At 71.7% G+C, this 14,683-nt stretch carries 11 protein-coding genes; 3 read left to right on the forward strand and 8 right to left on the reverse strand.

The window, feature by feature from the left end; all coding sequences use genetic code 11:
- Positions 1 to 7: 7 nt before the first annotated feature.
- Positions 8 to 295, reverse strand: a complete 288-nt coding sequence (locus ACFW01_RS13190) for a helix-turn-helix domain-containing protein (RefSeq protein WP_234959168.1) — start codon at positions 293 to 295, stop codon at positions 8 to 10.
- A gap of 178 nt (positions 296 to 473) precedes the next feature.
- Between ACFW01_RS13190 and ACFW01_RS13195 the strand changes: the two genes are divergently transcribed.
- Positions 474 to 881, forward strand: coding sequence for a MarR family transcriptional regulator (locus tag ACFW01_RS13195; RefSeq protein ID WP_234959167.1), 408 nt, complete (start codon positions 474 to 476; stop codon positions 879 to 881).
- On the opposite strand, the gene ACFW01_RS13200 is transcribed toward ACFW01_RS13195, so the two are convergent.
- From ACFW01_RS13200 to ACFW01_RS13210, 3 genes are all read right to left on the reverse strand, one after another.
- Positions 882 to 1,265, reverse strand: a complete 384-nt coding sequence (locus ACFW01_RS13200; RefSeq protein WP_234959166.1) for a hypothetical protein — start codon at positions 1,263 to 1,265, stop codon at positions 882 to 884.
- A gap of 46 nt (positions 1,266 to 1,311) precedes the next feature.
- Complete coding sequence (locus tag ACFW01_RS13205; protein WP_161332287.1) at positions 1,312 to 1,722, reverse strand: SseB family protein; 411 nt, start codon at positions 1,720 to 1,722, stop codon at positions 1,312 to 1,314.
- A gap of 116 nt (positions 1,723 to 1,838) precedes the next feature.
- Complete coding sequence (locus tag ACFW01_RS13210) at positions 1,839 to 2,309, reverse strand: SRPBCC family protein (RefSeq protein ID WP_234959165.1); 471 nt, start codon at positions 2,307 to 2,309, stop codon at positions 1,839 to 1,841.
- Positions 2,310 to 2,450: 141 nt separating this feature from the next.
- On the opposite strand from ACFW01_RS13210, the gene ACFW01_RS13215 reads away from it, so the two are divergent.
- Together ACFW01_RS13215 and ACFW01_RS13220 are read left to right on the forward strand one after the other, a co-directional pair.
- Entirely contained in the window at positions 2,451 to 3,896 is a 1,446-nt protein-coding gene (locus ACFW01_RS13215) for a glyceraldehyde-3-phosphate dehydrogenase (RefSeq protein WP_234959164.1), read from the forward strand.
- 146 nt (positions 3,897 to 4,042) lie between these two features.
- On the forward strand, positions 4,043 to 6,304 hold the full coding sequence (locus ACFW01_RS13220) for a hypothetical protein (protein WP_384503545.1): 2,262 nt from the start codon (positions 4,043 to 4,045) through the stop codon (positions 6,302 to 6,304).
- 65 nt (positions 6,305 to 6,369) lie between these two features.
- Here the strand turns inward: ACFW01_RS13220 and ACFW01_RS13225 are convergent, their stop codons facing one another.
- From ACFW01_RS13225 to ACFW01_RS13240, 4 genes are all read right to left on the reverse strand, one after another.
- Positions 6,370 to 9,759 carry a CARDB domain-containing protein gene (locus tag ACFW01_RS13225; protein WP_384503547.1) on the reverse strand — a complete coding sequence of 1,130 codons (3,390 nt, stop codon included), beginning with the start codon at positions 9,757 to 9,759 and terminating at the stop codon, positions 6,370 to 6,372.
- A gap of 373 nt (positions 9,760 to 10,132) precedes the next feature.
- Positions 10,133 to 11,578 carry an argininosuccinate synthase gene (gene argG, locus ACFW01_RS13230; RefSeq protein WP_384503549.1) on the reverse strand — a complete coding sequence of 482 codons (1,446 nt, stop codon included), beginning with the start codon at positions 11,576 to 11,578 and terminating at the stop codon, positions 10,133 to 10,135.
- 69 nt (positions 11,579 to 11,647) lie between these two features.
- A complete protein-coding gene (locus ACFW01_RS13235; protein WP_384503551.1) occupies positions 11,648 to 13,087 on the reverse strand; it encodes an NAD-dependent succinate-semialdehyde dehydrogenase in 1,440 nt (479 codons plus the stop codon).
- Between the two features lie 233 nt (positions 13,088 to 13,320).
- The gene (locus ACFW01_RS13240; RefSeq protein WP_234959159.1) at positions 13,321 to 14,589 is read right to left on the reverse strand and encodes an aminotransferase class III-fold pyridoxal phosphate-dependent enzyme; all 1,269 of its coding nucleotides are present in this window, start codon (positions 14,587 to 14,589) and stop codon (positions 13,321 to 13,323) included.
- Between the last annotated feature and the right edge of the window lie 94 nt (positions 14,590 to 14,683).

Consider the following 14,683-nt stretch of genomic DNA (forward strand, 5'->3'; position numbering starts at 1 on the left):
AGCCCTTCTACCAGCCCTTCTCGAACATCCGGGCCACTTCAGCGATGCGCACCTCGTCTCGCCGGTAGTACGTCCGCCCGCGAATCCTGCGGGTGCGCAGCAGACCGAGGCGGGTGAGCAGGGCCAGATGGGTCTCGGCCACCCGGCGGGGCACACCGAGCCTCGCGGCGACCGGGCCGGACGGGACGCCGTGCGCGGCCGCGTCCACACGGCGCTGCGGCGGGAAGTGCGCGACCGGGTCCTTGAGCCATTCCAGGATGTCGAGACGCGTTCCGTGCGCGGGGGTCCTCGGCATCTCGCCCTCCCTCCGGGGGCCGCCCGTCCCCGTCCGTCCACTGTCCCGCAGCCGGGGTCCCGCTGTCCGGGAGTCCCATTCCTTGTCCGGTACCCGACCCGCAGGAGCCCGGCTTGTTCCTTGCACGCGCACTAGTTGCACACTCAACGAACGGGCTTTCCGGTGCTACCGTGCAGGTATGGCAGTCAGGACGGCCGGTCTGCGGCTCGAGGAACGGTGGCGGGACATCCTCGCCGTACACGCGCGCACCATGTGCGAGATCGACCGCGCGCTGCATCCGCACGGACTGGGGGCGAGCGACTTCGAGGTGCTCGACCTCCTCGTGACCGAGGGTCCGGAGGAGGGCGCCCAGTGCCGGGTGCAGAACCTGGTCGGGCGGGTGCACCTGAGCCAGAGCGCGCTGTCCCGGCTCATCGCCCGGCTGGAGAAGGACGGGCTGGTCGAGCGCACGATGTGCGCGGAGGACCGGCGCGGTGTGTACGTCACCCTGACCCAACGGGGCCGCGAACTGCACGGCGAGGTACTGCCACTGCAGCGGGACGTACTCTCCCGCATGCTCGGCGACGACGAGGAGCCGCGCCCCTGACTAGAGGCGGGTGAAACCGGCGAGGCGGGGCAGGACGACGAAGGGGAAGGACGCGCCGCCGGGCGTCCTGAGGGCCGCCAGGATGTCGTCGTCCGGCTCGCCGAACACCTCGAAGTGCTGCACCGTGCAGTGCTCCATCACCTCGCGGATGTACGGGTCCGACAACCGCCAGTGGGTGCGGACGGCGTCGGAGTCGCGGTAGAGCTGGAAGCTGTGCGCCAGCATCCGCTCCTCGTCGACGAAGACCTCCACCATGAGCTGGGGTCCGTGCTCCTCGGCGAACGCCACCGCTCGCGCGATGGCGCGCCGGAAGTCGTCGAGGCGGCCATCCGCGATGCGCATGGTGTTGCGGAAGAGAAGGGTGTCGCTGTTCGTGATCTCCATGCGCCGAGTCTCGTACCTCAAGTGAAGTTGAGGTCAAGTCGCCGGCTCAGGGGCGGGCCAGCAGGCTGCGTACGCCGTCCGACGTCAGGGTGAGCCGGTGCTCGGAACCGGCGTCGATGGACAGCGACAGGTCGTCGGCGGGCCACTGCGCGGCGAGGGCGCCCAGCGGCACCATGCGGTAGCGGGAGACGTACGGCAGCAGGTCGGCCATCTCCAGCTCCGAGGTGAACACGGGCACCACCTGACGGCCGCCCTGCTGTTCCAGCACCGGCAGCGCCAGCATGCCGGGGTCGGCGGCCTCCTGGTCGTTCGTGTCGTCGGGCACGGGAACGAGGACGTCGCTGCTCGCGAGCGTGTCGAGCGCCGCGGTGTCCTCGGGGTTCCCGGGGTTCTCGGCCAGCGTGTCCAGGGCACGCTGGGCGGGCGTGACGGGGTGGTCGTTCGCGGGTGTCTCCATGGCAGATTCCCTGATAGCGGCGGTCTACGGCCCGCGCGGACGAGGGGCACGGACGCGGTCCAGACTCGCGTACCCGATCATCTGCGGCGCAATCATGTGCGCCGCGGGTGCCGGACTCAGTCCTTCCGCTCGGCCGCCTCCACCAGTGCGGCCAGTTTCGCCAGCGCCATCCGCGTGCCCGTCTCGTTGTCGGCGGCCGGCACCGCGTCGGGCAGACCGTCGTGGGCGACGACCACCTCCGTGCCGCCCCCCGCTTCGGTGAGCGTCGTGGTCATGGTCATCCGGCCCTGGAACGCGGGGTCGGCGGACTCGAACTCCAGCACCTCCACTACCTGCTCGTCGGGGACGAGGCGGGCGAAGTGCCCGTGGTAGGTGTCGGTGTGCGCGGCGGACTTGCCCGTACCCGCGGGCGTCTCGTAGGTGAGCGACACGCGGAAGGCACCGCCCGCGCGGGCCTCGAACGCGTGCACCCGGGCGGTCATGCCGTCCGGGACCCGCCAGGCGGCGACGGCCGCCGGGTCGAGCAGCGCGCGGTACACGGCGGAGCGCGGGGCGTTCACGTGACGGGAGACGCGGGTCGAGTGCATGGGCACCACCCTTCCGCCCGCCCGTCCCCCGGGCAAGCACCCCGGAACGCGCACTCATCTGATCGCACGGGGGCCCACTTGATCGATCAACGGAGTGGTCGGGTTAGCATATGAGCGCCGCCTAGCTCGAAAGATAGAGACGTGACTGTCAACGACGACTCGTTCACCAACTGGAAGAACCGCGAAGAGATCGCGGAATCGATGATCCCGATGATCGGGAAGCTGCACCGGGAGCAGGACGTCACGATCCTGCTGCACAGCCGTTCCCTGGTGAACAAGTCGGTGGTCAGCATCCTCAAGACCCACCGCTTCGCCCGCCAGATCGCCGGCGCGGAACTGTCGGTCACCGAGACGATGCCCTTCCTCCGGGCACTCACCACGCTCGACCTCGGTCCCTCGCAGATCGACATCGGCATGCTCGCCGCCACCTACAAGGGCGACGACCGCGGACTCACCGTCGAGGAGTTCACCGCCGACGCCGTCGCCGGGGCCACCGGCGCCAACAAGATCGACCGCCGCGAGCCGCGCGACGTCGTCCTGTACGGCTTCGGCCGCATCGGCCGGCTCGTCGCCCGCCTGCTGATCGAGAAGGCCGGCTCGGGCAACGGCCTGCGGCTGCGCGCCATCGTCGTCCGCGGGGGCGGCGATCAGGACCTCGTGAAGCGGGCCTCGCTGCTGCGCCGCGACTCCGTGCACGGGCAGTTCCAGGGCACCATCACCGTCGACGAGGAGAGCAGCACGATCCTCGCCAACGGCAACGCGATCAAGGTGATCCACGCCGACGACCCCTCGCAGGTCGACTACACGGCGTACGGCATCAAGAACGCCATCCTCATCGACAACACGGGCAAGTGGCGTGACCGCGAGGGCCTGTCCAAGCACCTGCGTCCCGGCGTCGACAAGGTCGTCCTGACCGCCCCGGGCAAGGGCGACGTCCCCAACATCGTGCACGGCGTCAACCACGACACCATCAAGCCGGACGAGCGGATCCTGTCCTGCGCGTCCTGCACCACCAACGCGATCGTGCCGCCGCTGAAGGCGATGGCCGACGAGTACGGCGTGCAGCGCGGCCACGTGGAGACCGTCCACTCGTTCACCAACGACCAGAACCTGCTGGACAACTACCACAAGTCGGACCGCCGCGGCCGCAGCGCGCCGCTGAACATGGTCATCACGGAGACGGGTGCCGCCTCCGCGGTCGCCAAGGCGCTCCCGGACCTCAAGGCGCGGATCACCGGAAGCTCGGTCCGCGTGCCCGTGCCGGACGTGTCCATCGCGATCCTGAACCTCCAGCTCGCCCGCGAGACCACCCGCGAGGAGGTGCTCGACCACCTCCGCGAGGTGTCGCTGACCTCGCCGCTCAAGCGCCAGATCGACTTCATCAGCGCGCCCGACGCGGTCTCCAGCGACTTCATCGGCTCGCGCCACGCCTCGATCGTCGACGCCGGAGCGCTCAAGGTCGAGGGCGACAACGCGATCCTCTACCTCTGGTACGACAACGAGTTCGGCTACTCCTGCCAGGTCGTCCGCGTCGTGCAGCACGTCTCCGGGGTGGAGTACCCGACGTACCCGGCCCCGGCGGTCTGATCCGGAGTACGCGCGAGGGGGCGGCGGGACACGGTTCCCGCCATCCCCTCGGGTATCAGCCGGCCTCGGCCCGGGCATGCGTGTGATGGCGTTCCCGCCCGGACGCCCCGCGTGGCACGACGGCCGGCTGAAACGAGAATGGCTCCATGGACGCACTGGTTCGGCGCTCCCCCTGGGTCGGGTTCCTGACCTGGTGCGTGGCGGTGCTGAGCCTGACCGTCCTGGCCGCGGCGGCCGTCATCCGCAGCACGGTGCTCGACCCCGGCTTCTACGGCCAGGTGCTGGAGGACGAACGGGCCTACCAGCGGTTCTACGACGAGGTACTGGTGGACCCGGGCAGTACGCCGTTCACCAGCGAGCTGCTGGACCGGCTGCCGGTGCCGCAGTCGACCGTCACCTCGAACCTCAAGGTCGTGATCCCGCCCGAGACCCTGCGGACCATGGGGGACCGTCAGATCGCCGAGGTGGTCCACTACCTGGAGGGCGACCGCGACCGGCTGCGGATCACGGTCGACCTGGAGCCCGTGGTCGCGAACGTCGAACGGCTCAGCCAGGCCTACTTCGGTGATGCCGTCGCCGCTCTCCAGGAGCGGTCGGAACCCGACTTCCAGGCCTTCGTGCAGCGCATGTCCGAACTGGCGGCGCGGGTGGTGGCCGGTGAGGCACCGCTGGAGGGGCTGCCGTCACTGCCGCTCTCGCACAGCCAGGCGGTCGCGGCCACGGACGCGCTGATGCCCCTGCTGCCGAGCGCCGAGCGCGCGGACCTGCGGCCCAGCGTGCAGACGGCCCTGGACCGCGGGGACCTCGCCTCGGCGCTGGCCGCGATCGCGCCGGTCGTCCTGACGGACCAGGTCCGGGACGCCGCCACCGAACTGCTGAGGGAGGCACGGCAGGGCACCTGGGTCGTCGCGGTCGACGTCGACCCCGCCGCCGAGGCACTGGCTCCGGTGGACCGCGCCCGGTCGGTGACCCGGCTCTTCCAGGAGGTGGTGGAACCGGCGGCGGCCGTCCTCGGCGCCGCCGCGCTCACCCTGCTGTGGCTCTCCACGACCGGGCCCGCCAGGCGCCGGCTGATGCCGCTGGGCTGGGCACCCGCGGCCGCCGCGGCGCTGCTGGCGCTGACGGTGCTGGGACTGCGGCTCACCCTGCGCGACGCGCTGTTCGGCCGGCCGCCCTCGTGGCCCCCGGCGGCCTCGGGTCTGCTCGCCGACGTCCAGGCCACCGCGCTCGACCGGCTCCTGACCACCGCCGTCGTCGTCGCCGTGATCCTGCTGGCCGCCGGCGCCCTGCTGATCCTGGTGGGCTGGGTCTGGGAGACCCGGCCCAGCGTGCCGGTCCTCACCGATCCGCGGCACGGTCCGACCCTGACCTTCGCCGTGACCGCCTGCGCGCTCGTCGGGACGATGGTGGCGCCGGTGGCGATCACCGGCTCCTCGCCGCGCATCTGCCAGGGCAGCGCCGAGCTGTGCGACGCCCGCTACGACGAGATCGCCCAGCTCGCCTCGCACAACGCGATGGCCACGACGGCGGACCGCTTCATCGGCCCGCTGCAGGACCCGGACATCGTCGGCCAGCTGGGCGCCGGGGTGCGCGTCCTGCTCCTCGACACGCACCAGTGGGAACGGCCCGAGGAGGTCGCGGACCGGCTGAGCACCTCGGACTTCTCCCCCGACCTGCGCCGGCGGCTGACCGGGATCCTGGAGCGGGTGAACCCTCCGCACCCGGGTCTGTGGCTGTGTCACTCGGTGTGCGGCGCCGGGGCGCTGGAACTGGTGCCCACGCTGGACCAGATCGGTGACTGGCTGCGGGACAACCCCACCGAGGTGGTCACCCTGATCCTGCAGGACGGCCTGGATCCGGTGACGACCCAGGACGCCTTCCTCCAGGCCGGGCTCGCCGACCTGCTGTACCGGCCGGACCCGGACCCGGACCGCCCCTGGCCGAAGCTCAAGGACATGATCGACAGCGGCCGGCGACTGGTCGTGTTCGCGGAGCAGGCGGACGGCCCCGCGCCCTGGTACCGGAACCTCTACCGGTACGGCATGGAGACGCCCTTCGCCTTCCGCCGCCCGGACGAGATGTCCTGCGTGCCGAACCGGGGCGGCTCGGACAAGCGGCTCTTCCTGCTCAACCACTTCGTCACGGCCGGCGGCGGGCTGCGGCTGGACGCCGGGACCGTCAACTCCCGGGAGCGGGTGCTGGAGCGGGCGCACACCTGCCAGCGGCAGCGCGGCAGACCCGTCAACTTCATCGCCGTGGACTACGCGACGATCGGCGACGCGCTGGGCGCGGTCGAGGAGCTGAACGCCGAACGGCTGGAGGACGACGCCCGAGACCCCGTCGAACGGTCGCCGGACCGGCTGCGCGCGCGGGTCCCGCCGGTGCGGGACGGCGCGCCGGGTCAGTGACGGCACGGAGCCCGGCGACGCGGTGGTGCTCCGCGTCGCCGGGCGGGTGCCGTCGGGCCGGGGGCCTACCTGTTGATCTTGAACTGGGAGCCCGGCTCGATCGTGACGTCCTCCTCCGCCGAGTTGGTGATCGTGACGTCGGTGAGGGTCGCGCTGCCGCGGGCGCCGCCCATCGCGAGGATGCCGGAACCGTTGTTGGACTTGTCGATGCGGACGTTGGTGATCTTCACGTCCGGCATCGCACCGCCTCCCGTCTTGAACTGGATGCCGTCGTAGGTCGAGTCGAGGATCTCGGTGTCCCGGATGGTGACCCCCGGGATGTCCTGGCCCTGGGCGAACAGGGTGATGGCGCCGAACTCCTGGTCCTCGTTCCAGAACGCGCCGCCCGTGCGGTGCAGGGCGTTGCCCGCGATGAGGGTCTGGCCGGAGAAGGGCAGCGGGTCGTGGTCGGTGGCGAGCATGATGCCGGGGTAGTTCATGGTGTCGGAGATGACGTTGTTCTCGATGGTGTTGCCGTAACCGCCGTACACCGCGATGCCGTTGGCCCGCCAGGGCAGCTGGATGGTGTTGTTGCGGAAGTGGTTGTCGTGGCCGACGTCCACGGAGGTGTCCTTCACGTACTTGCTGGCCCACACGGCGAGCGAGTCGTCGCCGGTGTTGCGGAAGGACGAGTTGTAGACGGTGGAGTTGCGGGTGCCGTTGGCGAAGTTGATGCCGTCGGCGTAGGTGTTGCGGATGCGTACCCCGGTGAACTCCAGGCCGTCGCCGGGGCCCCACAGCTCGGGGATGTTCGCGTAGTCGCGGCCGGCCCAGACGCCGACGTTGGCGTGCTCGATCCACACGTTGGTGATCTTGGTGTCCTTGCCGAAGCGGCCGTTGAGTCCGACGCCGCCCTCGTGGTTGCCGTCGCCGCCGCGGATGGTGCCCGAGCCGAAGATGGCGATGTCCGAGATCTTGGTGTTGTCGTCGATGTCGAAGCCGAAGTTGCCCTCGTGCGGGTGGTTGATGCCGCCCGCCTCGTGCGGCGGGGTCAGCGTGTAGAGCTGGGAGTGCCACATGCCGGCGCCGCGGATGGTGACGTCGCGGATGCCGACCTGGTTGAACTGGCCGCGGTTCTGCGGGTCGTCGGTGAGGATCTTCTGCTCCTGGCGCCACTGTCCGGCCGGGATCCAGACACACTCGATCTGGCCGTTCTGGTCGGCGGTGACGGCGCGCTGGATGGCGTCGGTGTCGTCGAGCCCGTCGCCGGGGACGGCTCCGTACTGGGTGATGGAGGTGCAGTTCGCCGGCTTGGCCGCCGGGGGCGCGACCTGCTCCAGGTCGATCAGGTCGATGACGTAGAAGGCGGCGGTGTCGCCCGCGTCGCGCTGGAGGCGGAACTCGGTGCCCTGCGGGAAGGTCTGGTTCAGCAGGGCGTGGGACTCGTCGAACAGGCGCCGCGCGTCGCCGCCGGGCCGGTTGGTGAGTCCTTCGGGGTCGTCGGTGGTGCCGTACAGCCAGCTGTGCTTGGAGGACAGGTTCAGCTTCTGCACGAACCGGCCGTCGGCGTAGAGGCTGATGGTGGCGTCCGCTCCCCCGCCGCCCGGCGCGTCGGGGATGGAGTTGCGCACCACGATGGAGTTGGTGGGCGTGGTGGAGGTGAACTCGACGTGGTCGCCGGTGGAGTCGAGCCGGACGGACTCGCGGCCCGAGGACTCGGTGCCGAAGTTGGTGTGCCCGAAGGTCCGCTTGGCGTCGGAGGTGAGCAGCGTGCCGTCGTAGCGGCCGTCCTCCGCCTCGTACTCGGTGTACGGCACGGCGGCGCCGCGTCCGACGACGAGCGACTTGGCGAGCACGTTGTTGTTCTCGTTGGTCTCGGCGACGACGTTCGTGGCGTCGGCGGACGCGGTGAGCGTGACGCCGCCGCCGGTCGCCTTCCAGGTGCCGCTGACGGGCACGTTCACCGTGGCTCCGGCGGCCACTTGACCGGTGGTGCCGTTGAGGGTGGTGGAGCCGGCCTGGATCCGGGTCACCGAACCGGCCGCGGCGGCGCTGGTGCCGCGGTTGTGCACGGCGACGGTGAAGGAGACGTCGGCGCCCACGGCCGGGTTGGCCGGGTTCGTGGTGATGGACCGCACCTCGAGGTCGGGTCCGGGTGCCTGGCCGACGACCAGCCGGTCGGTGGCGGTGCGGCTGTTGTTGGTGTCGTCGAGTTCGGCGACGGTGTCGCGGGGGTCGGCGACCGCGGCGACCGCGTAGCTGCCCGCCGCGTGGGTGCCGGTGGAGACGGCGACCTCGGCGGACTGGCCGGGGTCGAGCGCGGGGACGGAGGCGCTGCCGGCGGCGGTGCCCTCCACGGTGACCTCGGTGGTCGTCGCGGCCGAGCGCGCGGTGCCGGCGTTGCGGACCGTGGCGTTCACGGTGACCTCGTCGCGCTCGGAGGGCGCGGCGGGTGACCAGTCGAGGCCGGTGACCGTGAGGTCGGGCGCGGGCGCGGCGGTGCCGACGACCTGGAACTCGGCGACCTGGCCACCGGGCGCCCCGGTGTTGGAGAAGAACCTGAGCCGCACGTCGGCCATCCGGCCGCTGACCGGGATGCTCACGGTGTTGGCCTGGCCGGGGCTGAAGGCGTAGTCGGCGCGGTCGCGCAGCGAGGTGAACCCGCTTGCGCCCTGGGCACGGCCGAAGACCTGGATGCTCTGGGTCCGCGCGGCCCACACCGGGTCGGGGTTGAGCTTGACCACCACGCCGCTCACGTCCGCGTCGGCGCCGAGCTTGACGGTGAGGTCGGCCGGGTGTCCCGCGGCTTCCCAGTACGTCGAGGTGGAGTCGTCGGTGGCGTTGGCGGCGACGTAGGACTGCGTCGACGAGGTGGCCTCGACCGGCTTGTTGCGGGCGAGGTTGGTGCCGGTGGGCGGCGGGCCCGGGTCGGTCTCGTCGCCGTAGACCTCCAGTTCGGACAGTTGCGCGGCGTTCCAGCCGGTGTTGCCGGTGATGTCGACGCGGATGTAGCGGGCGTCGGCGGAGGCACCGAGGTCGACGGCGACGGTGTTGGCGCGATCCGGGCTGAACGCCCGCGCGTCCGCGGCGGCGAGGGTGCGGAAGGCGGAGCCGTCGGTGCTGCCCCGAACGGAGAGGCTCTGGCTGCGGCTCTCCCAGCCGGCGGGCAGTTTGAGGACCACCCGGTCCACGTCGCGGGCGGTGCCGAGGTCGACCTGGAGCCACTGGGGGAAGGAACCGGCCGGGCCCTCCCAGTAGGTCGCCTGGGTGCCGTCGGTGGCGTTCCCCGCGGGGTAGGCGCCGTGCGAGCCGCCCGCCTTGGCCGGGCGGCCGAGGGCCAGGTTGACGTCGGCGGCGGCCTTCGCCGGGGCGGCCTGCGCGGTGGCGGCCAGGGGCAGCGGCAGCAGCCCGACCGTCATCAGCCCGGCTACGGCGGCGCCGGGGAGCGACCGTCGGCCGAGAGATCTCCATCTCATGGGGGTCCTCTGTTCCGTGGGGAGGCGGGGAGCGCGACAGTCCGGCAGGGAGGGAGAGCACCGATCCTGCGCGCCAATTGAGCAGGACAGTCGATTCTTTGCGGAAAGTGCGTCATCAGGTTTCTAGCGTGTCACCGGTTTGTCAACGGTCGCGGTTGAGGCGGGAGTTGGTACGTAATTGACTTGCGTCGCTTGCGTGGACCTTGCGCACGCCCTGACATGCGCATGGATGAACTGACGGGTGCGAGAGCGTGGTTCGAAGCTCGTAAGTCACGCAAGTCGCGCACGGAGCCGAGCAACAGAAGGGCCGGCCCGACACCCGTAGGCGTCGAGCCGGCCCTTGCCGGTGCGAGGGTCCCCCGGAGGGGACGGATCAGTCCGTGCCGGACTCCATGGCGGCGCGGTCGAGCAGTTCGTCCTCGGCGGAGACCTGGCCGCGCGAGGCGATGGCCTCGGCGCCGCCTTCCGGCATGGCGCCGATGAGCCCGGTCGCGGCGGCCTGGGCGGCGCCGATGGTGGGGGTGGCCGTACCGATCAGACCGAGCCCCGCGTACTGCTCCAGCTTGGCGCGCGAGTCGGCGATGTCGAGGTTGCGCATGGTGAGCTGGCCGATCCGGTCGACCGGGCCGAACGCGGAGTCCTCGGTGCGCTCCATCGACAGCTTGTCGGGGTGGTAGCTGAACGCCGGGCCCGTGGTGTCGAGGAGCGAGTAGTCCTCACCGCGCCGCAGCCGCAGCGTGACCTCGCCGGTGACCGCCGAGCCGACCCAGCGCTGCAGCGACTCCCGGATCATCAGCGACTGCGGGTCCAGCCAGCGGCCCTCGTACATCAGCCGGCCCAGGCGCCGCCCCTCGGCGTGGTACTGGGCGAGGGTGTCCTCGTTGTGGATGGCGTTGACCAGACGCTCGTACGCGGCGTGCAGCAGGGCCATGCCGGGGGCCTCGTAGATGCCGCGGCTCTTGGCCTCGATGATCCGGTTCTCGATCTGGTCGGACATGCCCATGCCGTGCCGGCCGCCGATGGTGTTGGCCTCCATCACCAGGTCGACCGGGGAGGCGAACTCCTTGCCGTTGACCGTGACCGGGCGGCCCTGGTCGAAGCCGATCGTCACGTCCTCGGCCGCGATCTCGACGGACGGGTCCCAGAACCGCACGCCCATGATGGGCTCCACGGTCTCCACGCCGGTGTCGAGGTGCTCCAGCGTCTTGGCCTCGTGGGTGGCGCCCCAGATGTTGGCGTCGGTGGAGTACGCCTTCTCGGCGGAGTCCCGGTAGGGGAGGTCGTGGGCGACGAGCCACTCCGACATCTCCTTGCGGCCGCCCAGCTCGGTCACGAAGTCCGCGTCCAGCCACGGCTTGTAGATCCGCAGCTGCGGATTGGCGAGCAGGCCGTACCGGTAGAACCGCTCGATGTCGTTGCCCTTGAACGTGGAGCCGTCGCCCCAGATCTGGACGTCGTCCTCGAGCATCGCCCGCACCAGGAGGGTGCCGGTGACGGCGCGGCCGAGCGGCGTGGTGTTGAAGTAGGCGCGCCCGCCGGAGCGGATGTGGAACGCCCCGCAGGTGAGCGCGGCCAGGCCCTCCTCCACCAGCGCCGCGCGGCAGTCGACCAGGCGCGCGATCTCCGCGCCGTAGGTCTTCGCACGGTCGGGCACCGAGGCGATGTCGGGCTCGTCGTACTGGCCGATGTCGGCGGTGTACGTGCAGGGCACGGCGCCCTTGTCACGCATCCACGCGACCGCGACCGAGGTGTCGAGGCCGCCCGAGAAGGCGATACCGACGCGCTCGCCGGTGGGAAGAGAGGTGAGGACCTTGGACATAGGAAGAGTATGCATGATGACGCATGACCATGCAAAGCCGTCTCGTCACAAGGGCGCGGCCCCTCCTCCTCACCGGGTCGGCAGCGCCACGTACTGGTACTCCAGGAACTCGTCGATCCCGACCCTGCCGCCCTCCCGGCCGAGGCCCGACTGCTTGACGCCGCCGAAGGGCGCGGCCGGGTTGGACACCAGGCCGGTGTTGAGGCCGACCATGCCGGTCTCCAGGCGTTCGCTGACCCGCAGGCCCCGGTCCAAGCCCTCGGTGTAGAGGTAGCCGACGAGGCCCCAGGGGGTGTCGTTGGCGCGGCGGACGACCTCGTCCTCGTCGTCGAAGGTGAGGATCGCCGCGACGGGGCCGAAGATCTCCGTCTCCATGAGCGCGCTGTCCGGAGAGACGTCGGTGAGCACGGTGGGCGGGTAGAAGCAGCCGGGTCCCTCGGGTGTCCGGCCGCCGACCAGCACCCGGGCGCCGCGCTCCACCGCGTCGGCGACCAGTTCCTCGACCTTGGCGCGTCCGGCGGCGTCGATGAGGGGGCCCACGTCGACGCCGTCCCGGGTGCCGGGGCCCACGACGAGCGCCTCCATCCGCCGGGCCAGCCGCCGCGAGAACTCCTCGGTCACCGGGCGGTGCACGAAGAAGCGGTTGGCGGCGGTGCACGCCTCGCCCATGTTGCGCATCTTGGCGATCATCGCGCCGTCCACGGCGGCGTCCAGGTCCGCGTCGTCGAACACGATGAACGGGGCGTTGCCGCCCAGCTCCATCGAGGTCCTGACGACCGTGTCCGCGCACTGCGCGAGCAGCAGCCGTCCGACGGCGGTCGAGCCGGTGAAGGACAGCTTGCGGATCCGGCCGCCGCGCAGCAGCGGTTCGCAGACCTCTCCCGCCCTGGAGGTGGGGACGACGTTCAGCACGCCGTCCGGCAGTCCGGCCTCCTTGAGGATGGCGGCCAGGGCCAGGCTGGAGAGCGGGGTCTGCGGGGCCGGCTTGTGCACCATGGTGCAGCCGGCCGCGATCGCCGGGGCGATCTTGCGGGCGCCCATGGCGAGCGGGAAGTTCCACGGGGTGATCAGCAGACAGGGCCCGACCGGGCGCCGGGAGAGCAGCATGCGGTTGCGCCCGTCGGGGAGGAGGCCGTGGCCGCCGTCGATCCGGACGGCCTCCTCGGAGAACCAGCGGAAGAACTCGGCGGCGTAGGCGACCTCGCCGCGGGCCTCGGCCAGCGGCTTGCCCATCTCGGAGGTCATCAGCCGGGCGAGTTCGTCCGTGCGCTCCAGGACGATCTCGTGGGCGCGGCGCAGGATCTCGCTGCGTGCGCGCGGTGCCGTGCGGGCCCACGCCTCCTGCGCCTGGACGGCGGCGTCCTCGGCGAGCCGGGCGTCCTTGGGTCCGGCGTCGGCGACGTGGCGGACGGTCTCGCCGGTCGCGGGGTCGTCCACGGGCAGGACTGCGCCGTCCGCCGCGTCCGTCCACGCGCCGCCGATGAACAGCTGGGTCGGTGTGTCGGTCATGGGGTCCCTCCTGGTCGCCCGGCCCGGAGGCCGGGCTCGGTCTGCGTGTACTCGGCCCGCCCGCCCGCCTCGCGGGGGCGGCGGCGTCGGGTCACCGGTCGGCCGCCCCCGATGCCCCGGCCTCGGCAGGCGAACCCGGTCCGCCGCGCCCAACGTGCCGGCGCCCACGGCCGGACCCGGCACGCACGGGCACCGGAGCGCCCGCCCGCCTCACGACGACGACGGATGTCCGGTCACCGGTCCGCCGCCCCCGACGTGCCGGCCTCGACGGCGGCGGACCAGGCCCGCAGGCCCTCGTCGACCGCCGTCTCGTCGATCACCAGCGCGGGGATCATCCGGACCACCTGGTTCCAGGCTCCGCAGAGCAGCAACAGCAGGCCCTCGTCGACCGCGGCCCGCTGGACCCGGGCGGCCGTCCCGGGGTCCGGGTCCCCGCTCTCGGTGACGAACTCACTGGCCAGCATCAGTCCCATGCCCCGGACGTCCCCGATGGCGGGCGTCCGCGCCGCCACCTCCTCCAGTCCGCGGCGCAGGCGCGCGCCCATGGCCTCCGTGTTCTCCACCAGCTTCTCGTCGCGCACGACGTCGAGGGTGGCGCAGGCCGCCGCGCAGGCCACCGCGTTGGCGCCGTACGTGCCGCCCTGCGAGCCCGCCCAGGCCCTGGCCATCAGTTCCTCGGGGGCCGCGATCGCGGACAGGGGGAAGCCGCTGGCCAGGCCCTTGGCCGTGATCAGGATGTCGGGGGTGACGCCGAAGTGCTCGTGGCCCCAGAAGCGGCCGGTGCGGCCCACGCCGGTCTGCACCTCGTCCAGGATCAGCAGGAAGCCGTGGCGGTCGGCGCGCTCGCGCAGGCCCTCCATGAAGGCGCGGGTCGCGGGGACGTAGCCGCCCTCGCCCAGGACCGGCTCGACGATGACGGCGGCGGTGTCGGCGGGCGAGGTGATCGTCTGGAGGGTGTAGTCCAGCTCCTGGAGGGCGAAGCGGGTGGCGGTCTCCTCGTCCCAGCCGTAGCGGAAGGCGGTCGGGAAGGGGGTGACGACCACGCCGCTCATCAGCGGCGAGAAGCCGGACCGGAAGCGGGTGCCCGAGGTGGTCATGGACGCGGCGGCGACGGTGCGGCCGTGGAAGCCGCCGTGGCAGACCAGCACGTTGGGGCGGCCGGTGGCCTGGCGGGCCAGGCGCAGCGCCGCCTCCACCGCCTCGCTGCCGGAGTTGGTGAAGAACAGGCTGTCCAGACCGGTCGGCAGGACCTCGCCGAGCTTGTCGACGAGGCGCCGCAGCGGCTGGTGCATGACGGTCGTGTACTGGCCGTGGACCAGGGTGCCCACCTGCTCCTGGGCCGCGGCCACCACCCTGGGGTGGCAGTGTCCGGTGCTGGTGACGCCGATGCCGGCGGTGAAGTCCAGATAGCGGCGGCCGTCCTCGCCATGGATGTGGACGCCCTCGCCCCGGACGGCCACCACGGGCGTGGCCTGGCGAAGGTGCGGCGACAGTGCGGTCATGCTCGTCTCCCGGCGTGATCGTCGGACTGCTGCGGTGCCCCGAGCCTTCCCGCCGGGGCGGGCCCGCCAACGCGTGATCTGTCCGGCGCGGGCC

The organism is Streptomyces sp. NPDC058985 (assembly GCF_042740985.1).
Lineage (GTDB): Bacteria > Actinomycetota > Actinomycetes > Streptomycetales > Streptomycetaceae > Streptomyces.